At 31.7% G+C, this 25,855-nt stretch carries 25 protein-coding genes; 19 read left to right on the top strand and 6 right to left on the bottom strand.

Annotation, left to right across the window (positions count from 1 at the left end):
• Window positions 1-225: 225 nt before the first annotated feature.
• The gene (locus ACSVH2_RS12870) at window positions 226-1,212 is read left to right on the top strand and encodes a transporter (RefSeq protein ID WP_438093586.1); all 987 of its coding nucleotides are present in this window, start codon (window positions 226-228) and stop codon (window positions 1,210-1,212) included.
• 101 nt (window positions 1,213-1,313) lie between these two features.
• Here the strand turns inward: ACSVH2_RS12870 and guaB are convergent, their stop codons facing one another.
• Complete coding sequence (gene guaB / locus ACSVH2_RS12865; protein ID WP_438093585.1) at window positions 1,314-2,786, bottom strand: IMP dehydrogenase; 1,473 nt, start codon at window positions 2,784-2,786, stop codon at window positions 1,314-1,316.
• Window positions 2,787-2,947: 161 nt separating this feature from the next.
• Between guaB and ACSVH2_RS12860 the strand changes: the two genes are divergently transcribed.
• A complete protein-coding gene (locus ACSVH2_RS12860; RefSeq protein ID WP_438093584.1) occupies window positions 2,948-5,449 on the top strand; it encodes a cation-translocating P-type ATPase in 2,502 nt (833 codons plus the stop codon).
• Here the strand turns inward: ACSVH2_RS12860 and ACSVH2_RS12855 are convergent.
• Window positions 5,443-6,309 (bottom strand): hydroxymethylglutaryl-CoA lyase, encoded by an 867-nt coding sequence (locus ACSVH2_RS12855; RefSeq protein ID WP_438093583.1) that lies wholly within the window; start codon window positions 6,307-6,309, stop codon window positions 5,443-5,445. The two genes, ACSVH2_RS12860 and ACSVH2_RS12855, sit on opposite strands and share 7 nt — an antisense overlap.
• A 24-nt stretch (window positions 6,310-6,333) precedes the next feature.
• Window positions 6,334-7,356, bottom strand: a complete 1,023-nt coding sequence (locus tag ACSVH2_RS12850) for a quinone-dependent dihydroorotate dehydrogenase (protein WP_438093582.1) — start codon at window positions 7,354-7,356, stop codon at window positions 6,334-6,336.
• Between the two features lie 98 nt (window positions 7,357-7,454).
• Here ACSVH2_RS12850 and nadC point away from each other — a divergent pair, with 98 nt between their 5' ends.
• Genes nadC through priA form a run of 4 tightly spaced genes read left to right on the top strand, consistent with a single transcriptional unit; the run spans window position 7,455 to window position 12,154 of the window.
• A complete protein-coding gene (gene nadC, locus ACSVH2_RS12845; protein WP_438093581.1) occupies window positions 7,455-8,312 on the top strand; it encodes a carboxylating nicotinate-nucleotide diphosphorylase in 858 nt (285 codons plus the stop codon).
• A gap of 10 nt (window positions 8,313-8,322) precedes the next feature.
• Entirely contained in the window at window positions 8,323-9,267 is a 945-nt protein-coding gene (locus ACSVH2_RS12840) for a YihY/virulence factor BrkB family protein (protein ID WP_438093580.1), read from the top strand.
• Window positions 9,264-9,689 carry a DUF2147 domain-containing protein gene (locus ACSVH2_RS12835; RefSeq protein WP_438093579.1) on the top strand — a complete coding sequence of 142 codons (426 nt, stop codon included), beginning with the start codon at window positions 9,264-9,266 and terminating at the stop codon, window positions 9,687-9,689. The genes ACSVH2_RS12840 and ACSVH2_RS12835 overlap by 4 nt, the downstream gene beginning before the upstream one ends.
• Before the next feature lie 11 nt (window positions 9,690-9,700).
• Entirely contained in the window at window positions 9,701-12,154 is a 2,454-nt protein-coding gene (priA, locus tag ACSVH2_RS12830; protein WP_438093578.1) for a replication restart helicase PriA, read from the top strand.
• Here priA and ACSVH2_RS12825 read toward each other — a convergent pair.
• The gene (locus ACSVH2_RS12825) at window positions 12,151-12,846 is read right to left on the bottom strand and encodes a LytR/AlgR family response regulator transcription factor (RefSeq protein ID WP_438093577.1); all 696 of its coding nucleotides are present in this window, start codon (window positions 12,844-12,846) and stop codon (window positions 12,151-12,153) included. The genes priA and ACSVH2_RS12825 overlap by 4 nt on opposite strands.
• A gap of 188 nt (window positions 12,847-13,034) precedes the next feature.
• Between ACSVH2_RS12825 and rpsF the strand changes: the two genes are divergently transcribed.
• The 6 genes from rpsF to ACSVH2_RS12795 all read left to right on the top strand — a co-directional run bounded on the left by rpsF (window position 13,035) and on the right by ACSVH2_RS12795 (window position 17,640).
• Window positions 13,035-13,376, top strand: coding sequence for a 30S ribosomal protein S6 (gene rpsF / locus ACSVH2_RS12820; protein ID WP_438093576.1), 342 nt, complete (start codon window positions 13,035-13,037; stop codon window positions 13,374-13,376).
• A gap of 5 nt (window positions 13,377-13,381) precedes the next feature.
• Window positions 13,382-13,678 carry a 30S ribosomal protein S18 gene (gene rpsR, locus ACSVH2_RS12815; protein WP_342696567.1) on the top strand — a complete coding sequence of 99 codons (297 nt, stop codon included), beginning with the start codon at window positions 13,382-13,384 and terminating at the stop codon, window positions 13,676-13,678.
• A 70-nt stretch (window positions 13,679-13,748) separates the two neighbouring features.
• Complete coding sequence (gene rplI / locus ACSVH2_RS12810; protein ID WP_438093575.1) at window positions 13,749-14,189, top strand: 50S ribosomal protein L9; 441 nt, start codon at window positions 13,749-13,751, stop codon at window positions 14,187-14,189.
• Between the two features lie 142 nt (window positions 14,190-14,331).
• Complete coding sequence (locus ACSVH2_RS12805; protein WP_438093574.1) at window positions 14,332-14,805, top strand: DUF6495 family protein; 474 nt, start codon at window positions 14,332-14,334, stop codon at window positions 14,803-14,805.
• Window positions 14,806-14,877: 72 nt separating this feature from the next.
• Entirely contained in the window at window positions 14,878-16,878 is a 2,001-nt protein-coding gene (ligA, locus tag ACSVH2_RS12800) for an NAD-dependent DNA ligase LigA (RefSeq protein ID WP_438093573.1), read from the top strand.
• A gap of 78 nt (window positions 16,879-16,956) precedes the next feature.
• Window positions 16,957-17,640, top strand: a complete 684-nt coding sequence (locus ACSVH2_RS12795) for a lysoplasmalogenase family protein (protein WP_438093572.1) — start codon at window positions 16,957-16,959, stop codon at window positions 17,638-17,640.
• Here the strand turns inward: ACSVH2_RS12795 and ACSVH2_RS12790 are convergent.
• Complete coding sequence (locus ACSVH2_RS12790; protein WP_438093571.1) at window positions 17,626-18,540, bottom strand: bifunctional metallophosphatase/5'-nucleotidase; 915 nt, start codon at window positions 18,538-18,540, stop codon at window positions 17,626-17,628. The genes ACSVH2_RS12795 and ACSVH2_RS12790 overlap by 15 nt on opposite strands.
• 4 nt (window positions 18,541-18,544) lie before the next feature.
• Window positions 18,545-19,261 (bottom strand): 5'-nucleotidase C-terminal domain-containing protein, encoded by a 717-nt coding sequence (locus tag ACSVH2_RS12785; RefSeq protein WP_438093570.1) that lies wholly within the window; start codon window positions 19,259-19,261, stop codon window positions 18,545-18,547.
• A gap of 108 nt (window positions 19,262-19,369) precedes the next feature.
• On the opposite strand from ACSVH2_RS12785, the gene ACSVH2_RS12780 reads away from it, so the two are divergent.
• The 7 genes from ACSVH2_RS12780 (at window position 19,370) to recN (ending at window position 25,811) form a co-directional block, all read left to right on the top strand.
• Window positions 19,370-19,888: a DUF6913 domain-containing protein gene (locus tag ACSVH2_RS12780; protein WP_438093569.1), complete on the top strand. Its 519-nt coding sequence runs from the start codon at window positions 19,370-19,372 to the stop codon at window positions 19,886-19,888.
• Window position 19,889: 1 nt separating this feature from the next.
• Entirely contained in the window at window positions 19,890-20,774 is an 885-nt protein-coding gene (dapA, locus tag ACSVH2_RS12775; RefSeq protein ID WP_438093568.1) for a 4-hydroxy-tetrahydrodipicolinate synthase, read from the top strand.
• 122 nt (window positions 20,775-20,896) lie between these two features.
• Window positions 20,897-21,691, top strand: coding sequence for an outer membrane protein assembly factor BamD (locus tag ACSVH2_RS12770; RefSeq protein WP_438093567.1), 795 nt, complete (start codon window positions 20,897-20,899; stop codon window positions 21,689-21,691).
• Window positions 21,692-21,700: 9 nt separating this feature from the next.
• The gene (locus tag ACSVH2_RS12765; protein ID WP_438093566.1) at window positions 21,701-22,021 is read left to right on the top strand and encodes a DNA-directed RNA polymerase subunit omega; all 321 of its coding nucleotides are present in this window, start codon (window positions 21,701-21,703) and stop codon (window positions 22,019-22,021) included.
• Between the two features lie 5 nt (window positions 22,022-22,026).
• Window positions 22,027-23,244 (top strand): bifunctional phosphopantothenoylcysteine decarboxylase/phosphopantothenate--cysteine ligase CoaBC, encoded by a 1,218-nt coding sequence (gene coaBC / locus ACSVH2_RS12760; protein ID WP_438093565.1) that lies wholly within the window; start codon window positions 22,027-22,029, stop codon window positions 23,242-23,244.
• Window positions 23,228-24,115, top strand: a complete 888-nt coding sequence (locus tag ACSVH2_RS12755) for a DUF4835 family protein (protein ID WP_438093564.1) — start codon at window positions 23,228-23,230, stop codon at window positions 24,113-24,115. Before coaBC ends, ACSVH2_RS12755 begins: the two co-directional genes overlap by 17 nt.
• A gap of 43 nt (window positions 24,116-24,158) precedes the next feature.
• The gene (recN, locus tag ACSVH2_RS12750) at window positions 24,159-25,811 is read left to right on the top strand and encodes a DNA repair protein RecN (RefSeq protein WP_438093563.1); all 1,653 of its coding nucleotides are present in this window, start codon (window positions 24,159-24,161) and stop codon (window positions 25,809-25,811) included.
• Window positions 25,812-25,855 lie beyond the last annotated feature (44 nt).

Raw genomic sequence — 25,855 nt, 5'->3', positions numbered from 1 at the left:
ATCATATTGCTTAAATTTTTATAAACATTTTAATTTACACCCCTATAATTTATGGGTATTACAAAATAAATGCGTGAATTTAAAATTTAATTGCATTACTAATTTAATTTGACATCGTTATTTTAAATATCAAATAATGAAAATAATTACTTTTTTTACAAAATCAAGTTCTACACAAACTCTATTTAAAACATTTTTTATAACTTAGATTGATATAAATATACTGTGAACAGATTTCTTAATAATATTAGTAGAAATGTTTTTTTAAGTTTTGCTTTGTCGAGTAGTCATAGATTATTTCGTCCTTCATCACATAGAAAAAAATCATTCACTTTCATTATAGTGATTTTGTTTTCTTCTATTGCCTTTAGTCAAGATTTAGAGCCAAGAGTATATGCTAATGTTCCTAAAAATCTCAATATTGTAATTTTAGGCTACAACTATTTACAAGGTAATGTTGTCACTGATCCTTCTTTACCAATAGAAAATTTTGAAATTTCAAGTCATAATTTTGCAGCAGGTTATGTTAAGACTTTTGGTTTAGCTAATAAACTTGCTAGAATTCAAGTTGTATTACCTTATACTTATATGGATGGAAAGGTAACATCAACAGTTGGCGATGAAACTACTGGAAATAGATCTGGTTTAGCTGATATGCGAATACGGTTTGGTGTTAATCTGTTTGGTTCTCCAGCTTTAGAAAGGAAAGATTTCGCTAAGTTCAATCAAAAAACCATATTTGGTGCTAGTTTAGTAACTTCTGTACCAATTGGTCAGTATTTTAAAGAAAAAATAGTTAATTTGGGAACAAATCGTTGGGCATTTAAACCCGAAGTCGGTATTTCTAGACGATTTAAATCTTTTTATATCGAGTCTTATGTTGGTGTTTGGTTTTACACCAAAAATAATGAATTCCTAATTGATAAAGAAAAGACACAAAAACCAGCTTTAAGCATGCAATTCCATTCCAGTTATTATTTTAAAAATCAAATGTGGATAGGATTTAATGCCAATTGGTACAAAGGTGGAAGTAGCACCGTTGATGGTGTGGAAACGGGAGATAATTTAGATAATCTTAGAATAGGAGCAACGTGGTCATTTCCAATTGCAAAAACACAATCTTTGAAGTTACAATTTCATTTAGGTGCCAATAAAACTAGAGACATCGATTATGATGCAGCGTCTTTAAGTTACCAATATTCTTTCTTTTAATTTAAAAATAAAAAAAGGCATAAGAAATTAGACTTATGCCTTTTGACTTTGAAAAATAACAGTTCCAAAAAATTAATAATTGAAACTGATTATGAAGTTTTCTATCTCGAATAATTCGGAGCTTCTTTAGTAATTGTAACATTATGAGGATGACTTTCACCAATACCACTAGTTGTAATTCTAACAAAACGTCCAGTTTCTTGTAATGTTGGAATATCTTTTGCGCCACAATAGCCCATTCCAGCTCGAAGTCCACCAACAAATTGTTGCATACTTTCGTTTAGTTCCCCTTTATAAGGAACACGACCCACAATTCCTTCGGGTACTAATTTTTTAATATCGTCTTCCACATCTTGGAAATAGCGATCTTTTGAACCATCTTCCATCGCTTCAATAGAACCCATTCCTCGGTAGGATTTGAATTTTCTTCCTTCAAAAATAATAGTTTCGCCTGGTGACTCTTTTGTTCCTGCTAATAATGAACCCAGCATCACACAATCTGCTCCAGCAGCAATAGCTTTTGGAATATCACCTGTGTAACGAATTCCGCCATCAGCAATTACTGGAATTCCGCTTCCGCGTAACGCAGCAGCCACTTCTAAAACGGCTGAAAATTGTGGAAATCCAACTCCAGCTACAACTCGTGTAGTACAAATAGAACCCGGACCAATCCCGACTTTTACACCATCAGCACCATTATCTACTAAATACAAAGCAGCTTCGGCAGTGGCAATATTTCCAACAATAACATCCAAATTTGGAAATTTAGCTTTTACGATTTTTAAAACATCAACGACACCTTTGGTATGTCCGTGAGCAGTATCGATAATTACAGCATCAACACCTGCATTTACCAAAGCGGTTGCTCTTTCCAATGCATCGGCGGTTACTCCAAGTGCGGCTGCGACACGCAAACGTCCAAATTTATCTTTGTTGGCTACTGGTTTTTGCGCTAATTTGGTAATATCTCTAAAAGTAATTAATCCAACCAGTTTATAATTGGCATCAACTACAGGTAATTTTTCGATTTTATTTTCTTGCAGAATTCCTTCAGCTTCTTGCAAAGTGGTTCCCTCGGCAGCAGTAACCAAATGTTCCGATGTCATCACTTCTAAAATAGAACGTGAATTGATTTTTTCGAATCGCAAATCTCTATTGGTTACAATTCCTTTTAATGTTCCGTTTTCATCTACTACTGGAATTCCGCCAATTCCGTGTTCTTTCATCAACATTTTAGCATCGCCAACGGTTGAATTTAAAGGTAAAGTTACTGGATCGATAATCATTCCGGCTTCGGCACGTTTTACTTTTCTAACTTTGGCTGCTTGTTGTTCAATGGACATGTTTTTGTGTAAAACACCAATTCCACCTTCTTGAGCCATAGCAATTGCCATAGAACTTTCGGTAACAGTATCCATAGCTGCAGAAACAATTGGAACATTCAACGAAATATTTTTAGATATTTTCGATTGAATATTAACTTCACGCGGTAAAACTTCGGAATAATTTGGGATTAGCAGTACATCGTCATAGGTTAAACCTTCGCCAACGATTTTGGAAGTGTGTGCTTTCATTGCAATTTGAAGTTGTAGTTAAATTGCGTGCAAATATAATTAAAAGTTGGAAGTTAGAAGTTGGAAGTTGGAAGTTTTTTACAAATGTTAATTTGAACTCTTGAAAAACATTCAAATCCAATAAAAATGAGTAACTTAGTAAAACTTCTCAATTCCTTTACATGAATACTGCAAAAACAACTACTACAGGACTTACAAATGAAGAAGTAATTTCCTCGAGACAAAAAAACGGTACAAATTCTTTGGAACACCAACAGAAAAATCATTTTCTAATTTCAGTAATAGAAATGGTCAAAGAACCTATGTTTTTACTATTGGTTGTTGCAGCAAGTATCTATTACATAACAGGAGATTATGGAGATGGAATTTTTATGACGGTTGCCATTATTTTGGTTGCTGCCATTTCACTTTTCCAAGAAGCCAGAAGTAGAAATGCTATAGATTCTCTAAAAAAACTATCTCAACCTAAGAGTAAAGTTATACGGAATAATGAAATTATTGAAATTCCCAGTGAAGAAATTGTTTTAGGCGATTTCATTCAAGTAGAAGAAGGAACTTTTATTCCTGCTGATGCGGTCATTATTCAATCCAATGATTTTTCGGTTAACGAATCTATTTTGACAGGAGAATCTTTATCTGTTTTTAAAAATGAAACTTCAGATGAAAAACATGTGTTTCAAGGAACTATTGTAGCAACAGGATTGGCAATTTGTCAAGTAACTGCTATTGGAAATCAAACTAATCTTGGAAAAATAGGCAAAAGTTTAGAAGAAATTCAAGAAGAAAAAACGCCGCTTCAAATCCAAATAAACAGTTTTGTGAAGAAAATGTCCATCATCGGATTGGTAATTTTTGGAATAGTTTGGGCTGTGAATTTTTACCATTCAAAAATTATTTTGGATAGTTTGCTAAAAGCATTAACCATAGCTATGAGCGTTATTCCAGAAGAAATCCCTGTATCATTTACCACATTTATGGCGCTTGGTGCATGGCGTTTAATGAAAATGGGAATTATTACCAAGCAGACTAAAACTGTTGAAACGCTAGGTAGTGCCACTGTAATTTGTACCGACAAAACTGGAACTATAACTGAGAATAAAATGAGTTTGGCGCAATTGTATATTTTCAAATCCAATGAAATTATTGACGCTGATAAAAAATTTAATCAAGAAGCCGAAGATGTTTTGAGCTATTCTATGTGGTCTAGCGAACCTATTCCTTTTGACGCTATGGAAATAGCCATTCATGAAGCGTATTCTAAATTGGAAACTAGTGATGAAAGACCAAATTATAAATTAATTCATGAGTATCCATTAGGCGGAAAACCACCTATGATGACACATGTTTTTAAAAATTCAAAAAATGAAAAAATCATCGCTGCCAAAGGTGCACCCGAAGCAATAATTGAAGTGAGTAACTTATCGGAAAATGATAAAATACAAATTTTGACTGCAATGGAAACCATGGCTAAAGAAGGATACCGAGTTTTAGGAATTGGAGTTACTGATTTTAATGGAAATGATTTTCCTAAAACGCAACAAGAATTTAAATTCACTTTCAAAGGATTAGTTGCTTTTTATGATCCGCCAAAAGCCAATATTCAAGATGTTTTTGAAACCTTTTATAAAGCTGGAATTCAAGTGAAAATTGTTACAGGTGATAATGCTGCTACAACAACTACTATTGCTAAACAAATTGGTTTTAAAAATCCTGATAAAGTGTTGAATGGTGATGAATTGATGGACATGGATGAAGCTACTTTAAAAGCTAAAGTCATGGAAACCACCATTTTTACTAGAATGTTTCCCGAAGCCAAACTTAAAATTATTCAAGCACTAAAAGATAACAATCAAATTGTAGCGATGACAGGTGATGGAGTTAATGATGGTCCGGCATTGAAATCGGCTCACATTGGAATTGCTATGGGCAAAAAAGGCACCGAAATAGCTAAACAAGCTGCCAATCTGATTTTAATAGACGATGATTTCAGTAAAATGATTGATGCTATTGCTATGGGAAGGAAAATATATATTAATCTAAAGAAAGCCATTCAATATATAATTTCAATTCACATTCCCATTATTTTAATCGTTTTTATTCCTTTAGCATTGGGATGGATATATCCAAATATTTTTACGCCTGTTCACATCATCTTTTTAGAAATAGTTATGGGACCAACTTGTTCTATTATTTATGAAAACGAACCTATGGAACGCAACTTGATGCTTCAAAAACCTAGACCATTGACGTCTACATTTTTTAATTTAAAAGAAATAATCATTAGTATTATTCAAGGTTTGGTAATTACGTTGGGATTACTTTTTATCTATCAATATTGTGTTCATAATCAATGTTCAGAAGCAGTGACACGAACAACCATTTTTTTGACTTTAATTGCTTCCAATGTTTTTCTTACCTTGGCAAATCGTTCTTTTTATTATTCCATTTTCACCACCATTTTTTATAAAAATAATCTTGTTCCTTTGATTATTGGAATAACTATTTTTATAACAAGTTTGTTATTAATTGTTCCAATGTTTACAAGGTTTTTCCTCTTTGATACCATATCATTAACACAACTAGGAATGAGTATTTTAGTTGGATTTATCTCGGTAATGTGGGTAGAAATTTATAAAGCTATTAAAAGGAAAAAGTATCAGTGAAAAGCACTAAATAGTTTTGAAGCTTCATTGTAAGCACTTTCAAAACTCATTGGTCTTATGTTTGTATTTTCTTGTTGAATAGTAAAATAGGAGAGGAGTTTTTCGGTTGGCATATTACCCGTTAAATCATCTTTCGCCATTGGACAACCTCCAAAACCTTGTATTGCACCATCAAATCTTCGACAACCCGCTTTGTAGGCAGCATCTACTTTTTCGTGCCATTTGTCTGGAGTGGTGTGAAGATGTGCTCCAAACTCGATTTCGGGATATTTTGGAATTAAATTGGAAAATAAATAATCAATAACTTCTGGAGTAGAACTACCAACAGTGTCAGAAAGAGATAGAATTTTAACACCCATATTGGCCAATCGTTCTGTCCATTCACCTACAATTTCTACATTCCATAAATCACCATAAGGATTTCCAAAACCCATGGATAGATAGGCAACAACTTCTTTGTTCGTTGCATTAGCAATATCCAAAATTTCTTGAAGTGTTATTAGACTTTCAGCAATAGTTTTGTGCGTGTTTCGCATTTGAAAATTCTCGGAAATAGAAAAAGGAAAACCCAAATACTGAATTTCCTTGTGAACCGAAGCCAATTGTGCGCCTTGTGTATTGGCAATAATAGCCAGTAATTTACTTTGTGTTTGCGATAAGTCTAATTGTGCCAAAACTTCGGCTGTATCTTGCATTTGCGGAATGGCTTTTGGTGATACAAAACTTCCAAAATCAATCGTATCAAAACCTACTCGCAATAAAGATTGAATGTATTGTACTTTCAATTCTGTTGGAATAAAAGTTTTGATGCCTTGCATGGCATCACGTGGACATTCTATGATTTTGACAAGTTGTTTCAATGGTTTGAATTTGGTGTGGCTAAGTTATAAAGATTTTCTCAAAATAGCTTTATTGATTTCAGTCACCAAATTTGGTCCTTCATAAATAAATCCCGTATAAAGTTGCACTAAACTTGCCCCAGCATCCAATTTTTCCAACGCATCTTCGGCAGAATGAATGCCACCAACACCAATTATTGGAAATGCTTTATTACTTTTTTCAGAAAGAAACCGAATAACTTCCGTTGAGCGATGTGTTAATGGTTTTCCAGATAAACCACCTGTTTCTGTTTTATTTTCAGATATTAGATTTTCTCTCGAAATGGTTGTATTAGTAGCAATTACACCTGCAATTTTGGTTTCGTTTACAATAGCTATGATGTCTAGAAGCTGTTCGTCAGTTAAATCGGGTGCGATTTTTAGTAAAATAGGTTTATGGTTTGTAGTTTGTAGTTTATTGTTTTCCAGAGTGTTTAATAACTTTTTTAACGGCTCTTTTTCTTGTAATTCTCTTAAGTTTGGGGTATTGGGTGAACTTACGTTGACAACAAAATAATCAACAAAATCAAAAAGTTTTTCAAAACAAATTACATAATCATCAACAGCTTCTTCATTTGGTGTAAGTTTGTTTTTCCCAATATTTCCGCCAATCAATACGCCATTATTTTGCATTAATCGTATAACAGCTTCTTCAACACCGCCATTATTAAAACCCATTCTATTGATGATAGCACTGTCTTCTTTCAACCGAAATAAACGTTTCTTCGGATTTCCGTCTTGAGCTTTTGGGGTTAAAGTTCCAATTTCAATAAACCCAAAACCAAAGTTGGAAAGTTCTTTATAACATTTTGCATCTTTATCAAAACCAGCAGCCAAACCAACAGGATTTTTAAATTTTAGTCCAAAAACTTCACGTTCCAATCGAGAATCTTTTACTTCGTATATTGATTTTAATAGATTAGGAACAAAGGGAATTTTAGAAATAAATTTGATAAAACTAAAGGAGAAGTAATGCACTTCTTCGGGGTCAAACCAAAATAAAATAGGACGAATGAGTAATTTGTACATGAGTTGTTGTGTTGTTGTGCAAAAATAGAAATTCAAATTCAATTTTCATTTTTAAATCCGTAAATTAAATAGTAATTTAGCCAATCAATAGTTGCAAAATGATTTCAGAGAAACAGTTTCAAGCAGAACTCGATATAATTATTCAAAATGGCATTCGTGAGGATATTGGTCCAGGCGATTATAGCTCATTAGCTTGTATTCCTGATTCTGCCAAAGGAAAAGCAAAACTTTTAGTAAAAGATATTGGAATCATTGCCGGAGTCGAATTTGCTAAAATGATTTTTGAAAATGTTGATCCAACATTGGAAATTGAAACTTTTATTCAAGATGGTTCAGTAGTAAAACATGGCGATGTTGTTTTTCATGTTTTTGGAAGTTCACAATCTATTTTGAAAGCAGAACGATTGGTGTTGAATTCTATGCAACGAATGTCGGCCATTGCTACGAAGACAAATCAATATGTCCAACTTTTGGAAGGAACAAAAACCAAAATTTTAGATACTCGCAAAACAACGCCAGGATTTCGCGCTTGTGAAAAATGGGCAGTAAAAATTGGTGGCGGCGAAAACCATCGTTTTGCTTTGTATGATATGATAATGCTCAAAGACAATCACAATGATTTTGCTGGTGGCATTTCATTGGCTATTGATAAAACTAAAGCTTTTTTGAAAAAAAATAATCTCGATTTAAAAATAATTGTAGAAGCCAGAAATCTAGACGAAATCCAAGAAATACTTAGCAATGAAGGTGTTTATAGAATTCTTATTGATAATTTCAACTTTGAGGATACAAAAAAAGCAGTGGAATTAATTGGAAATAAATGTTTAACGGAATCGTCGGGAAATATCAATGAAAAGACAATTCGTCACTATGCTGAATGCGGTGTTGATTATATTTCTTCTGGCGCATTAACGCATTCGGTTTACAACATGGATTTAAGCTTAAAAGCATTTTAATAGCTAGCAAATGTCTGAAATCACACAACGAAAAATCAATAATCTACCTGTAATAAAGCAACTTGTTTTTTTACTAAAAAAAATAAAACTGCCTTGGCTTCATGGTTTGTCTTTATATGAATTACTGGATTTGTATATAGTTGGGATTATTGAAGGTGAAATATCCTATCGTGCTGCAGCCATTGCTTTTAGCTTTTTTATGGCATTGTTTCCTTTTGCACTTTTTATTTTAAATCTCATTCCTTACATACCAATAGAAGGCTTCCAAGATGACTTTCTAGGTTTTGTGCAGCAAAGTGTTCCACCTACAACGTATGACGCTATTTTTAAAATTATAAATGACATTTTGCACAACAGTCACAGTGGTTTACTTTCAACAGGTTTTATAATGGCAATTTTCTTGATGACCAATGGTATAAATGCTATTTTGGGCGGTTTTGAAAGTTCACATCATTTTCATATTTCTTTGAAAAGAAAATTTGTGAGACAATATTTAGTATCACTAGCACTGTCACTTTTATTGTCTTTTTTACTCATAATTACAGTTGCAGCAATTGTTATTTTTGAGGTTTTTATTCAAATAACAAAAATTCAAGATGTATTATCAGATAAAATTCATTTGATAGAAATTGGACGGTACAGTTTCGTGATTCTGATGATTTTGATAGCCACTTCATTATTATTTAAATTTGGAGTTAAGAGAGAAAAAAATAGAGCTTTTATTTCTATAGGTTCTGTTTTTACTACCATTTTGATTATAATATCTTCATATTTCTTCGGGATTTGGGTTGTTGAATTTTCAAAATACAATGAACTTTATGGATCAATCGGGACATTACTTATTGTCATGTTTTACCTTTGGATTAACTGTATGGTTTTGCTTTTAGGATTTGATTTAAATGCTTCCATTCACCACATAAAAAGAGAAAAACAAAAAGAACTTGATACGCTATGAAACTAAAAACACTTTACATTCTACTATTCTTTACAAGCCAAATTGGTTTTTCACAATCCATACTTGGAAAATGGAAAACGATTGATGACGAAACAGGAAAGGAAAAAAGTATCGTCGAGATTTTTGAAAAACAAGGAAAAGTATACGGTAAAATTATTGAGATTTTCGAATCGGAACACAGACATCGCAAATGCGAAAAATGTGAAGGAGAAGATAAAAATAAACCAATTTTAGGTTTAATCATAATCAAAGGGTTGAAAAAAAGTGGTGCCATTTATGAAGGAGGAAAAATTACAGACCCAAAGAATGGAAGTTCCTATAATTGTAAAATTTCTATGGAAGGTAAAGATAAATTGATAGTTCGTGGTTATATTGGTATTTCTCTTTTTGGTAGATCACAAAACTGGATTAGATATAAATAATCAGTAAAAAAATGAATTATTTCATTGAAGTTATACTTCCTTTATCACTGCCTAAAACATTTACTTACAGTATTTCAGAATCTGAATATAGTTATATTAAAAAAGGTTTTCGAGTAGCAGTTCCAGTTAAAAATAAAATCTACACAGCGCTTGTAATCGACTTGCATCAAACGGCACCAACATTATACGAAGCTAAAGAAATTAACCAAATCCTCGATGAAAAACCAATTGTAAACGAATTTCAAATCAATCATTGGTTTTGGATTGCGTCCTATTATATGTGTAACATTGGTGATGTATATCGTGGTGCTTTGCCTTCGGCATTGTTACTAGAAAGTGAAACGATTATTTCCCAACGAAAAGAAACTCTTATCAATGAAGGTGAACTTTCGGACGATGAGTTTTTGATATATGAAGCATTGCAAAGCCAGTCTTCGTTGAAGGTTCAAAACATTATTGATATTCTCAACAAGAAAACGGTTCTGCCAGTTATTCAAAAACTGATTCATAAAAACATCATTTCACTAGAAGAAGAAATTCAAGAGGAATACAAACCCAAACTCATTCGGTATATTCGATTGCATGAAAATTATCTTTCGGAAGAAAAATTAATAGCCTTATTGGATAATTTCAATAAAAATGCCAACAAACAAAAAGAGTTGGTGTTGCAGTATTTCCAGTTACAAGCACTTGATAAAAAGCCAATTTCGGTAAAACAATTAGCGGAAACAGCAAAAGCATCTAGTGCAATTGTAAAAGCTTTGGTCGATAAACAAATCTTTGAGGAATATTATATTCAAGAAGACAGAATTAATTTTGATAAAAACAAGCAAGAAAATGAATTATCGTTAAGTAAAGCACAGCAAAAGGCGTATGATGAAATTGAAAAGTCATTTTCCGAAAAGGAAGTTTGCTTATTACACGGTGTAACTTCAAGCGGAAAGACTGAAATCTACATTAAACTTATTGAAAATTATATTGGGGTAGGAAAACAAGTATTGTATTTACTGCCAGAAATTGCTTTGACTACTCAATTGGTGGCTCGTTTGACAAAACATTTTGGCAATAAAGTAGCCGTTTTTCATTCTAAATACAGCAACAACGAAAGAGTAGAAGTTTGGAACCAAGTTTTAAGTTCGTCCGAAAAAGCACAAGTGGTGATAGGAGCAAGGTCGGCGTTGTTTTTACCGTTTTCAAATTTAGGATTAATTATAGTTGATGAAGAGCATGAACCAACGTTCAAACAACAAGATCCAGCACCAAGATATCATGCAAGAGATTCTGCAATTGTTTTAGCCAATGCTCATCAAGCTAAAGTTTTATTAGGTTCAGCAACGCCAAGTATTGAAACCTATTACAATGCGCAATCAGGAAAATTTGGCTTAGTCACTTTGAAAGAACGATTTGGTCAAGTTCAAATGCCCGAAATTCAATTAGTGGATTTGAAAGACGGCTATTTCAGAAAAAAAATTAAAGGGCATTTTAGTACTACTTTGATTGAAAATATCACAGAAGCTTTCGCTAATAATGAACAAGTTATTTTATTTCAAAACCGTCGTGGCTTTTCGCCTGTGTTGGAATGCATGACTTGTGGTCATGTGCCTCAGTGTCCACAATGTGATGTGAGTTTGACCTATCATAAGTATAAAAATCAATTGCGTTGTCATTATTGTGGGCATTCAATAGCTAAACCAACAAATTGTCATGTGTGTGCAAGTGTTGATTTGGAAACCAAAGGTTTTGGAACAGAACAAATTGAATTGGAATTAGCCGAACTTTTCCCGACCAAGAATATCAAACGGATGGATCAAGATACCACACGAGGTAAATATAGTTTTGAAAAAATCATTGACGGATTTAAGAATAGAGAAATTGATGTTTTGGTTGGAACTCAGATGTTGGCCAAAGGATTGGATTTTGACAATGTAACCTTAGTGGGAATTATGAATGCCGACAATATGTTGTATCATCCTGATTTTAGGGCTTTTGAAAGAAGTTTTCAAATGATGACACAAGTTGCTGGTCGTTCTGGTAGAGCAGAAAAACGCGGTAAAGTAATCATTCAGACTTTTAATCCGTTGCACAATATTATTCAGCAAGTGACCAACAATGATTATGAAGGAATGTACAAAGAGCAATTGTATGAGAGAAGGATTTATTTTTATCCGCCATTTTATCGTTTGATTAAATTGACATTAAAACACCGAGATTTTGAAAAGCTGAAAGAAGGTTCGATGTGGTTGTATCAAGTGTTAAAGCAGCATTTGTCAATTCCTGTTCTTGGTCCTGAAGAACCTGCTATTGGACGAATTCGAAATGAATACATTCGAACTATAATGATTAAAATCCCGAATGAAACTTCAGTACAAGGCACAAAAAAAACTATCCAGAAAGTACTGAATAGTTTTGATGTGGTATCACAATACAGAACTATAAAAGTTACTGTAAATGTAGATTTCTATTAAGCAATTGCTAAAGCTTTAATCAAATCTTCTTTTTTGTTTCGGCTCAAAGGAATTTTGGTAACCCCAATTTCAGCAAACTTGCTGTTGAAACGTTCTACTTTATCAATATTAATGATGTAAGATTTGTGAACTCTGATAAATTTATCTTTAGACAAATCGTTTTCAAATGATTTCATAGTAGAAAGAACAAGATTGCTATCTTCCTCAGTAACCACTTTTACATAATCTCCGTAAGCTTCAATCCACTTAATTTTATTGGTGTAAATTTTAAGCTTCTTCAAATTACTTTTAATGAAGATGTGTTCTCCTTCTTCTTCTTGATTTTCTCTTTTAAGCATATGGAAATCCATTGCTCTACGAACAGAAGCGTTAAAACGATCAAGAGCTATCGGTTTTTGTAGGTAATCTGTAGCGTCATAATCGAATGCTTTCATGGCATATTCTGCCTTAGAGGTGATAAAAATAATTTGAGGTTTTACTTTTAATCCGTCTAGAAAATCAAAACCACTGATGACTGGCATCTCGATATCGAGAAAAATTAAGTCAACAGTATGAACCGACATGCAATTTTTTGCTTCAATTGCATTAGAAAAATCACCTACTAAATGTAGATTAGGGTGATTATTTACTAACTTTGCAATGATCATCCTTTGGATAGAACTATCATCAACAACAACACAATTTAGTTTCATAATATTATTTATTATAGATTTGGTGTTGTAAAAATATTAACTTTTTTTCAATCCACCTAACATTTCATCGATTTTTTTTGCTTTTAAACGATATTTTTTACTTTTAGACGATTTCGTTATTATTATAATTGATTATTAAAAAGAATTTTATATCTTCGCGCCCAATTTAAAATTTAACAATATTCATTATGAATCATTACGAAACTGTTTTCATCTTAAATCCCGTTTTATCTGAAGTTCAGGTAAAGGAAACAGTAAGCAAATTTGAAGATTTTCTTACTGCAAAAGGAGCACAGATGATATCGAAAGAGGATTGGGGCTTAAAAAAACTAGCTTACGAAATCCAAAACAAGAAAAGTGGTTTTTACCATTTATTCGAATTCAAATTAGCAGGAGAAGCTTTACTTGCTTTTGAAACTGAATTTAGACGTGACGAAAGAGTTATGCGTTTCTTAACTGTAAGTTTAGATAAACACGCTATCGCTTGGGCAGAAAGAAGAAGAACTAAATTAAAAGAATCTAAAGCGTAATCATTATGGCAACTTTACAACAATCGGCTTCAGGAAAAAAAGATGGAGATATCAGATATCTTACTCCTTTAAATATTGAAACAAATAAAATTAAAAAATATTGTCGTTTCAAAAAATCAGGTATTAAATACGTTGATTATAAAGATGCAGATTTTTTATTGAAATTTGTTAACGAACAAGGTAAAATTTTACCACGTCGTTTAACAGGAACTTCATTAAAATACCAAAGAAAAGTGTCAGTAGCTGTGAAAAGAGCTCGTCACTTAGCTTTAATGCCATACGTGGCCGATTTATTAAAATAATTTTATAACATAACAGTTGTTGTCTCGTTGCAATACAACGAGACTAACTTCTCTAATAAAGGACAACAACATGGAATTGATCTTAAAACAAGACGTTCAGAATTTAGGATTTAAAGACGATGTAGTAACTGTAAAAAATGGTTACGGTCGTAATTTTTTAATCCCGCAAGGTTTTGCTCAATTAGCAACACCTTCTGCAAAAAAAGTTTTAGCTGAAAACTTAAAACAAAGAGCTTACAAAGAAGCTAAAGTTGTAGATGATGCTAAAAAATTAGCTGAAGCTTTGAAAGCTTTAGAAATTAAAATTACAGCAAAAGCTGGTGGTGAAAAATTATTTGGTTCTATCACAAACATTGATATTGCTGCTGCATTAGAAGCTGCGGGTCAACCAATCGATAGAAAATTTATCACAAGTGGTGTTGTTAAACGTATAGGTAAATATGCTGCTTCTATTAGATTACACAGAGAAGTAGTGGTTGAATTACCATATGAAATTGTAGCTGAAAAGTAATATTTCAAAATACAAATTATAAAGTCCCGTCTCGTTCTAAAAAACGAGATCGGGATTTTTTTTTAATCTGAATTTATTTCAGATTCTTTTTTTATTAATAATCGTATCTTAAAAAATAGATACTGAAACGAGTTCAGTATAAATGAAATACAAAAGACTAACCAAAGAACAATTTGAAGCCTTACATCAGGAGTTTAGTAATTTCCTAGCAACACAAGCTATAGATAAGGCAGAATGGGATTCTATAAAAACTAATAAACCCGAAGTTGCCGAACAAGAATTGGACGTTTTCTCAGATTTGATTTGGGAAGGTGTTTTAAAAAACGCTAATTATTTGGAGCATTTTTCCAAAAACCATATTTTCCTTTTTCATTGTCAAGAAAAATTAATTCAGTCCATAGTTTTGAAAGCTTTAAATCCAGAAGTAAATTTTTTAGAAAAAGAAGGTTTACAATGGCTAAGTGATAATATGTTTACTGAAACCGTTGAAATCCATTTGGGTAAAAAAGAATACGAAGCTGAGCGAAATACTGCCATTTTCGATTTAATTTCTCAAGGTGCCATTTTAAGCGATGGACAATTATACCTTCAAATTAACGGAATTATTCAGTCGTAAAGTTTCTTCCTTTTCAAAAATATTGGCTATTTTAGTGCTCACAATTTGCAACTAAAATAGCCAATTTCTTTTATGGATATTCAGAAAAAAATTCAAGATTTACGAGATGAACTCAATCAGCATAATCATAATTATTATGTGTTAGATAATCCAACTATTTCCGATTTTGAATTTGACCAAAAACTAAAGCAACTTCAAGAATTAGAAAATCAGCATCCTGAATATTTTGATGAAAACTCTCCATCACAACGAGTTGGTGGAACAATAACAAAGAATTTCAATACGGTAGTTCACGATTATCGCATGTATTCTTTAGATAATTCCTATTCTAAAGAAGATTTAATCGATTGGGAAAATAGAATTCAAAAAGTTTTAGGAAATGTTGCTTTGCAATACACTTGCGAATTAAAATATGACGGCGCATCCATTTCAATAACCTATGAAAATGGAAAGCTAAAACGTGCTGTTACACGTGGTGATGGATTTCAAGGTGATGATGTTACCGCTAATATCAAAACTATAAAATCGATTCCATTGCAATTGAATGGCAGTTTTCCACAACGATTTGATATTCGGGGAGAAATCATATTGCCTTTTGAAGGGTTTGAAAAAATGAATCAAGAGCTGATAGAAATAGGAGAAACACCTTATTCTAATCCTAGAAATACGGCATCAGGAAGTTTGAAATTGCAAGACAGTTCAGAAGTTGCCAAGCGTCCTTTAGAATGTTTATTGTATTTTATTGTTGGCAATAATTTAAACATTACTACCCAATTTGAAGGACTAGAAGCTGCCAGAGCATGGGGTTTTAAAGTTCCAAAGGAAGCAAAATTGGCTAGTTCAATTACTGAAGTTTTTGATTATATCAATTATTGGGATATTCATCGTCATCAATTGCCCTATGAAACCGATGGTGTTGTAATTAAGGTTAATAGCTTCCAACATCAAGATGAATTGGGTTATACAGCAAAATCGCCGCGATGGGCAATAGCCTATAAATTCAAATCGGAACAGGTTTCAACCAAACTAAATTCTATATCCTATCAAGTGGGAAGAACAGGTTCGATTACGCCAGTGGCAAATTTAGAACCCGTTCAACTGGCCGGAACTATTGTAAAAAGAGCATCATTGCACAATGCTGACCAAATAGAAAAGTTGGATATTCGAATTGGAGATACTGTTTTTGTTGAAAAAGGAGGAGAAATAATTCCAAAAATTATTGGGGTTGACTTTGTAAAAAGAAATCCTATTTCTGAACCTACAAAATACATAACGCATTGTCCAGAATGTCACACAGAATTAGTTAGAACAGAAGGTGAAGCTAATCATTATTGTCCTAATTTTTATGGTTGTCCACCGCAAATAATTGGCAGAATTCAGCATTATATTTCCAGAAAGGCAATGGATATAGAGGGTCTTGGTGGAGAAACGGTTGCCTTGCTTTATAATAATGGTTTAGTTAAAGATTATGCTGATTTGTATGATTTAAAGGTTGAACAAATTTTGCCTTTGGAAAGAATGGCACAAAAATCGGCGGAGAATTTGGTTAATGGTGTTCAAAAATCTAAGGAAGTTCCTTTTGAAAGGGTTTTGTATGCTATTGGTATTCGATTTGTTGGTGAAACTGTTGCAAAAAAATTAGCGAAACATTATAAATCTATCGATGCTCTGCAAAATGCCACTTTGATGGATTTGATTTTGGTCGACGAAATAGGAGAGAAGATAGCTCAAAGTGTTATAGAGTTTTTTGATAATCCTGAAAATGTAGCTATTATCAAACGATTAAAAGAATATGGAATACAATTTGAAATAGTTGAAAAATTCAATCCCAATGCTACCGATAAATTAGCTGGAAAAACATTTGTAGTATCGGGTGTTTTTGAGAAATTCTCACGCGATGATTTAAAGAAATCCATTGAAGACAATGGGGGAAAAGTTGGAAGTTCCATTTCTGCCAAGACAGATTATGTTGTAGCAGGAGAAAATATGGGACCAGCTAAATTGGAAAAAGCCAATCAATTAAAGATACCAATCATCTCAGAAAATGATTTTTTAGCCATGCTGTCTAATTAGTGTAGGTTTATTTTTATTAGTATTACACCTGTAGATTGTTTTTTTTGTTTAATTTTAAATTTCAAAAAACGATTTTCAATGTTAAGCAAAGCCAATATATTAAAATCAATTACTCTTTTATATTTCGTGATAGCAATTATTGAAGCTGTTTCTGAATATTACTTATATAAACCTGCTATATTTGTTTTGAAACCTTTAATTCCATTAATTCTATTGGTATTATATTGGCTGGAATCAACACAAAGAAATTTGATTTTTATTCTGGCAATTTTACTTTCATTAATTACCAATGTACTGTTTATTCCAAATACGCCAATTTGTTTATTTTATGCTATAATAGTATTCACATTTCATAGAATACTTACTTTATATCTTATTTTTAAATTTCAAAAAATTAAAGATTTTATTCCCTTACTTATAGCTACAGCTCCTTTTTTACTTATTTTCATGTATTTATTCACCGAAACTGTTGATATTCCTCAAGAAAGTTTTTATTTGATAATTATTCAAAACGTATTAATTTCAATTTTTGCTGGAGTTGCTTTATCAAGTTATGTTATGAATGATACTAAGCAAAATTCTATTTTATTGATTAGTGCTTTGCTTTTTGTGATGCTTCAGTTTGTTGTGTTTATAGAAAAATATTTTCTTACTAATGAATACCAACAATTATTCAGATTGTTAGCCATGTCATTTAATGCAGTAGCATTTTATACTTTGTATAAATATGTGATTACTTCAGAAAAGCTAAACAATAATTGATTTTCCTTGTGCCGTTTTGTTCGTAGTACTATCAAAATAAAAATCTATTCTTCCAAGATTTACGCCATAACATCCCACTTGGTTTACTAATACATCATTGCCTTCACTGTTTTTAAGTACAGTAGGTTTATCAAGGAAAGTGTGAGTGTGACCACCAATAATTAAGTCTATATCCTTTGTTAATGAAGCTAGTTTAACATCACAAATTTTATTGGGTTCGTCTTTGTATTTATAACCAATGTGTGAGAGGCAAATCACCAAGTCACATTTCTTTTCCTGTTTTAAAATTCTTGACATATCTTGCGCAATTGATAATGGATCATTATAAACGGTTTCTTTATAGTTTTTTTTATCAACCAATCCTTCCAAAGCGATACCAAGTCCAAATACACCTACTTTAATTCCGTTTTTATTGAAAATTTTATAGGGTTTTACATGACCGTCCATTATGGTATTTTTGAAATCATAGTTCGCCGAAACAAATTCAAAATTGGCATTAGGTAATTGCGCATATAAACCATCAATACTGTTATCAAAATCATGATTGCCAATTGTTGCCAAATCATATTTCATCATACTCATCAACTTGAATTCTAATTCGCCACCATAATAATTAAAATAAGGAGTTCCTTGAAAAATATCACCTGCGTCTAATAAAAGTACATTTGAGTTTTCTTTTCGAATACTTTCAATCAGCGCAGCTCTTCGGGCAACACCACCCATATTTGGATTTTTAGGATGATTAGCTGGAAACGGATCTATATAGCTATGCACATCATTAGTATGAAGTACTGTTAAATGTTTTGTTTCTAAAGTGTTAAAACTACTTAATGACAATCCGCCAAGTCCTAAAAATGTTGAACTTGCCGCTGTTTTTTGAATAAAATCTCTTCTTTTCATAGTGCTATTCTTTAGTGATTCTATTGTCTTTATTTGCCACAATTATTTTATTTTCTTTAAAATAGTCAATAATAATATTGCGTAGTTTGTAGTCTAAATCAAATTTCTGAATTCCTTTTTTAAAGAAAACCATATTATCATTTCCTACGGCTAAATAATCAGAAGTCACCACATAATAGATTTTGTTATTGTCCAATAGATTACAACCAATTAGAATGTTTTTTGGCAAATTATTTTTATCAATAACAAAAGTCATTCCTTTCAAAGGATGTGGTTTTTTTTCCGAAATAATAAAATTTACCATTTCCATTATTTGTTCTCCTTTCAATGCAATGACAATGGCGCTATTTTCAAAAGGCATTATTTCGTAGGCATTTCGGGCAGTTACATTTCCTTTTGGAATTATGGTTCGGATGCCACCATGATTTAATAAGCAAATATCAATTGCTTTTTTTTCTCTCAATTGAAAAACTTTATTTGATTTTTCAAAAGTAATATCAGATAAAAAGTTTCCCATAGGAGTTTGCCATTCTCCCGATTTATCGATGGTTTCTGGAGCATTGGATAAAACAGTATTTAAATCGGCATCAATTTTATCTCGATAAGGTTTTATAATGTTTTCTATTTGAGCAACTTCACCATTTTTATTGGTGATGCCAATTTCCTTTCCTTCAATTTTGGTTACATAATATTTTTTTTCCGCACAGGAAAATGCAGTCATAAATGTTAATAATAAAACAAAAAGCTTTATTACAACGTTATAGTTTTTTAGTTTTACCATTGGTTTTGATACTAATTTCAGTAAATTTGCAAATCAAGTAAAAGTAGTATGTTTTTAAATTATTTAAAGGATTTTTCAACAAAAAAAATAGTTAAAAATAGTTTATCAAATGTTAAACATTTATCCTCAGATACAATAATCAAAACGGTTGGGATTATTTTTGATGAATCATACTTTTATGAACGGGAATCGTTAGTCAATGAGTTAATCCAAAACGGAATTGATGAAACTAAAATCAAGATTTTAGTGTTTAAGGATAAAATAAAAAAGAATGAAACCTTTGATTATCCTGTTTTTAGCCACAAAGATTTGAGTTGGCATGCAACAGTTGACAAAAAAGAAGTAAACGATTTTATCAATGAACCCTTTGATTTGTTGATTAATTATTATGATACAGAAAAAGTCGCACTATTATTAGTTTCACATCTTTCAAAAGCGAGTTTTAAAGTTGGTTTTGCCACAGTTGATAAGAGATTAAATCACTTTATGATTAATACCAATGCAGAAAATTATAAAGTTTTTGTAGAAGAACTATTCAAATATTTAAAAATTTTAAATAAAATATAAAATGCAATCATTAATAGGAACAGGAGTTGCTCTTGTTACACCATTCAAAAACGATTTTTCTGTAGATGTTCCAGCACTGAAAGCTATTGTGAATTTTCAGATAGATAATGGAATTGATTATTTGGTAGTTCTTGGTACTACAGCAGAAACGGCAACATTATCGAAAGCTGAAAAAGAATTGGTAATAAAAACTATTGTAGAAGCAAATGACAACCGATTGCCGTTGGTTTTGGGAGTTGGAAGCAATAATACACAAGAAGTTGTTGAAGAGTTAAAATCTAGAGATTTTTCAGATTTTGTGGCTATTTTATCTGTTTCTCCTTATTATAATAAGCCAACCCAAGAAGGTATTTACCAACATTTCAAAGCTATTGCAGAAGCTTCTCCAATTCCAGTTATTTTATATAATGTTCCAGGAAGAACTTCTAGTAATGTTTTGCCTTCAACTATTATAAGATTGGCAAATGACTTTAAAAATATTGTTGCTGTGAAAGAAGCCGCAGGCGATATTGTTCAAGCAATGAAATTAATTCAGAATGCGCCGAAGGATTTCTTGGTAATTTCAGGTGATGATATGATTACTTTGCCTATGGTTTTGGCTGGTGGTGCAGGTGTTATTTCAGTAATTGCAGAAGGTTTTCCAAAGCAATTTTCAGAAATGGTACATTTAGGTTTAAACAAAAGGGTAGATGAAGCCTATAAGTTGCACTATCTTTTAGCAGATTCTATCGATATGATTTTTGAACAAGGAAATCCTGCCGGAATTAAAGAAGTCTTTAAATCATTGGGTTTGGCTGAAAATACTGTTCGTTTGCCATTGGTAAATGTTGATGAAGATTTAGCAAAACGTTTGCATAATTTTACGAATAAAATCTCTACTATGTAATATTTTTGAACTTCAAAAATAATATTTTGTATTCCACAATTAATAACTAAATTTGCTCCCTAAACTTCGGGAGGATTTTAATTTCTGAAATGTCTTTAAAATCAACTGAATCAATAAGAAAAATGAAGAACGTTTTATATTTATTTGTATTAGTTTTATTCGTTTCGTCCTGTAGCGATTTTCAAAAAGCGTTGAAATCAGAAGATATTTCTGTTAAGTTTATTGAGGCTACTAAAATGTATGAAGCAAAAAAGTATACTAATGCCATAAGATTATTTGATCAAATTGCACCAGCTTACAAAGGAAAACCTCAGGCGGAAAGAATGTTTTATATGTATGCACAATCGCTGTACAAAACAAAACAATATTATTTAGCAGGTTATCAATTTGAAAGTTTTGTTTCTAGTTATCCAAAAAGTGAAAAAGTTGAGGAATCAGCATTTTTAGGTGCCAAATGTTTTTCAGAGTTATCTCCAGTTTATAGTTTAGATCAAACTGATACTTACAAAGCAATTGATAAGCTTCAAGATTTTATTGATATTTACCCTGAATCGGCTAATGTTGCAGAAGCAAATGTTTTGGTTAAAGCATTAAGAGAAAAGCTGGAATTAAAAGCATATGAAAATGCTAAAACCTATAATAATATTTCAGATTACAAAGCTGCTATGGTTGCTTTTGACAATTTTATTATTAATTTTCCTGGAACACCTTATAAAGAAGAAGCATTATTTTACAAATTAGACTCTGCTTATAATTTAGCCATTAATAGTATTCCGATGCGAATGGAAGAAAGATTGATTACGGCAAAAGCTGCCTATATGGGATTCGTAAAATATTACAGTGATTCAGAATACAAACCAAAGGCTGACGAGATGTTAGCTAGAATTGAAAACGATTTAAAACAATTTTCTAAATAAATAAAAGTCATGGATTTAAAGAAGACAAATGCACCAGTAAACACAATTACTTACAACAAAACTCAAATTGAAGAGCGTACAGGAAATGTTTACGAAGCAATAACAATAATGGCTAAAAGAGCAAATCAAATCAATTCAGAAATTAAAAAAGAATTGACTGAAAAATTAGAAGAATTTGCTACTTACAACGACAGTCTTGAAGAAATCTTTGAAAACAAAGAACAAATTGAAGTTTCTAAATACTACGAAAAGTTGCCAAAACCACATGCTTTAGCTGTGCAAGAATGGCTAGATGATAAAATTTACTACAGAGATACTACAAAAGAGTAATTAAGATGTCTGTTTTAAGCGGTAAAAAAATACTACTCGGAATTTCAGGAGGAATTGCTGCTTATAAAACTGCCTCATTAGTTAGATTATTTATAAAAGCAGGTGCACATGTCCAAGTGATAATGACACCTGCTTCTAAGGATTTTGTAACACCGTTAACGTTATCTACACTTTCCAAAAATCCCGTTTATTCTACTTTTTATAATGAAGACGATGATAATGAACAATGGAATAATCATGTTGAACTCGGTCTTTGGGCTGATTTGATGCTCATTGCTCCAGCAACTGCCAATACCTTGTCAAAAATGGTGAATGGCAATTGTGATAATCTTTTAATTGCAACTTATTTATCGGCAAAATGCCCAGTATATTTCGCTCCAGCTATGGATTTGGATATGTACAAACATCCGTCAACTATAGCAAGTTTTCAAACATTAAAGCAGTTTGGAAACACCATTATTCCAGCTGAATCAGGTGAATTAGCTAGCGGATTATCGGGTGAAGGAAGAATGGCTGAACCAGAAAATATCATTTCTTTTTTAGAAAATGATTTGGAGCGTCAATTGCCTTTAAAAGGAAAAAGAATTCTTATTACTGCCGGACCAACATATGAATCTATTGATCCTGTTCGTTTTATAGGAAATTATTCTTCAGGTAAAATGGGTTTTGATATTGCAGAAAGTGCTTCAAAACTTGGTGCGACTGTTATTTTGATTTCTGGACCAACGCATTTAAATTCTCAAAATTCAAGTATTAATTTGATAAGAGTTACTTCGGCTCAAGAAATGTATGATGCCTGCCAAACTCATTTTAAAGAAGTAGATGTAGCCATTTGTGCTGCTGCTGTGGCAGATTATAAACCAAAGACTATTGCGTCCCAAAAAATAAAAAAATCGGACTCTGAATTTAGTATTGAATTAGAAAAGACAAAAGATATTTTGGTTTCTTTAGGTCAAATGAAAAAAAATCAATTCTTAATCGGCTTTGCATTGGAAACCGAAAATGAAATTGAAAACGCTAAGTTGAAAATTCAGAAAAAAAACTTAGATTTGATAGTTTTAAATTCGCTACAAGATAAAGGTGCTGGTTTTGCCACTCCAACTAATAAAATTACTTTTATTACTAAAGATTTTGTTGTTGAGCCAATGCCACTAAAATTGAAAACAGAAGTAGCAGATGATATTATGAATAAAGTAATTTCTCATTATGAAAAAAATAGTTAATTTTCTTTTTTTGTTTTTTGTTGGGTTGATACAAGCACAACAATTAAATTGTACTGTTCAAGTTAATACAGAAAAATTAGCTATGACAAACGATCAAATTTTTAAAACACTAGAAAAAGCGATTGGTGAGTTTGTTAATAAAACGGACTGGACTGGAGAAGTATATAAACAAAATGAAAAAATTAATTGTTCAATGGTCATAATTGTAAACAGTTATGCTTCAAATCAATTTACGGCTTCTATTCAAGTGCAATCCACTAGACCAATTTTCAACTCAACCTATGCTTCCCCAGTTTTCAATTATAATGATACTGATTTTAGTTTTAATTATGTTGAATTTCAAAATCTGATTTTTAATCCATCGACCTATGACAATAACTTATTATCGGTATTGGCGTTTTATAGCTATATGATAATTGGTTTTGATGCTGATACATATGCCCTTAACGGTGGTACAAATTATTTTCAAACAGCTAATGAAATACTAACTGTTGCACAACAAGGCGGTTATAAAGGGTGGAGTCAAGCGGATGGTAATCAAAACAGGTATTTTTTAATTACAGATTTACTTTCGGGTACTTTTGATGCTTTCAGACAAGCAATGTACACCTATCACAGAGAAGGATTAGATAATATGAATTCCGATTTGGAAGCCTCAAAAAATAAAGTAATTGAGTCAATCAATATTCTTTCTAGTTTATATTCAGTTAGGCCAAATGCTTTTTTAACCAGAGTATTTTTTGATGCCAAGTCTGATGAAATAATCTCAATATTATCTGGCGGACCAAAAATATCATTGTCAAAAACTGTTGATACTTTGAATAAAATTTCGCCACTCAATTCGAGCAAATGGGCAACAATTAAGTTATAATAATTACCTTTACCTTGCTTAACCATTACTTCATTTCCTGGATATGATTACTTCGCTTTCCATTGAAAATTTTGCCTTGATAGAAAAATTAGACATTAATTTTGCTACAGGTTTTTCAATAATCACTGGAGAAACTGGCGCAGGAAAGTCAATACTACTTGGTGCTTTAGGATTAGTTCTAGGAAAAAGAGCTGATTTGTCTTCACTCAAAAACAAAGAAGAAAAATGTATTGTTGAAGCCAATTTTTCCATTGGAAAATATGATTTGCAGTCATTTTTTGAAGAAAATGATTTGGATTATGAGCAGGAAACCATTATTAGAAGAGAGATTCTACCTTCGGGAAAATCGAGAGCATTTGTAAACGATAGCCCAGTTAACCTTCAACAGCTTCAAGATTTAAGTTTATATTTAATAGATGTTCATTCACAACATCAAACGTTAGAATTGTCAGAAGAAGATTTTCAATTCAAGATTATAGACTCAATTGCAAGTAATCAACAATTAGTGTCAGAATTTCAGTTTATTTTAAGACAGTATAAGTCTGCTAAAGCAAATTTAGACACAAAAAAATCTAGTTTTTCGGCCATTTTAAAAGAGAAAGATTACAACGATTTTTTGTATCAAGAATTACTTGCTGCTAATTTAAAATCAGGGGAATTAGAAGAATTAGAAAAAACATACGAAGCACTCAACAATGTAGAATTTATAAAGGAAAACCTCGAAAAATTGTTGGTTTTAGCCAATGAAGATGAATTTGGATTATTGAAAAATCTAAAAGAATTTAAAGCTGTACTTCAAAAAAACAGTTCCTTTTCTACTGAATATAATTCACTATTAGAAAGAGCTAACAGTATCTTGATAGAATTTGATGATATTGTAAAAGAGTTAAATCGGGAGTCGGAATTGGTTTTCAATGATCCAGAAAAATTGGAAGCTATTAATCAAAAACTGCAACTTATTTATACTTTACAAAAGAAGCATCAAGTATTGACAGTTGACGAATTATTAGAAATTCAAAATCAATTAGAAGGTAAAGTTGTTTCGGTTACTACTCTAGAAGATGAAATTATTTCTCTCGAAAATGAAATTAAGGATTTTGAAATTAAATTGAATGAAATAGCAACGAAAATAAGTTTTAGTAGGAGTGAAGCTATACCCAATTTAAGTGAAAAATTAATTTTTATTTTAAATCAATTAGGCATGCCTAATGTAAGATTTAAGATTGAAATTACTCCTTCAAACCATTACAATACTAATGGGAAAGACTCTTTACAATTTTTATTCTCCGCCAATAAAGGAACTGATTTTGGATTGTTAAAAAAAGTAGCTTCTGGTGGTGAAATGTCTAGAATATTGCTTGCTGTAAAATCTATTTTATCACAATATTCAAAATTGCCGACCATTATTTTTGATGAAATTGATACAGGAGTTTCTGGCGAAATTGCTAATAAAATGGGAGAAATTATGAAAGAAATGAGCAAGACAATGCAAGTATTTGCTATCACACATCTTCCACAAATTGCCGCCAAAGGAAGTAATCATTACAAAGTTTTCAAAACTGTTTTGGGCGATAATACTGTTTCGGAACTAAAATTATTAACAACTGAAGAGCGAATTAATGAAATAGCAGAAATGTTATCAGGTAAAGATATTTCCGATTCGGCACTCAATCATGCCAAAGCATTGCTTAATTAAACAATTTAATTTATATTTTTGTTCCAACTTAACTAAAACTTATA

Origin of the sequence: Flavobacterium sp. RSB2_4_14, assembly GCF_051547085.1 — a bacterium.
Lineage (GTDB): Bacteria > Bacteroidota > Bacteroidia > Flavobacteriales > Flavobacteriaceae > Flavobacterium.
The sequence above is the reverse complement of the archived record's forward strand: the minus strand, read 5'-3'. Positions and strand labels throughout refer to the sequence as shown.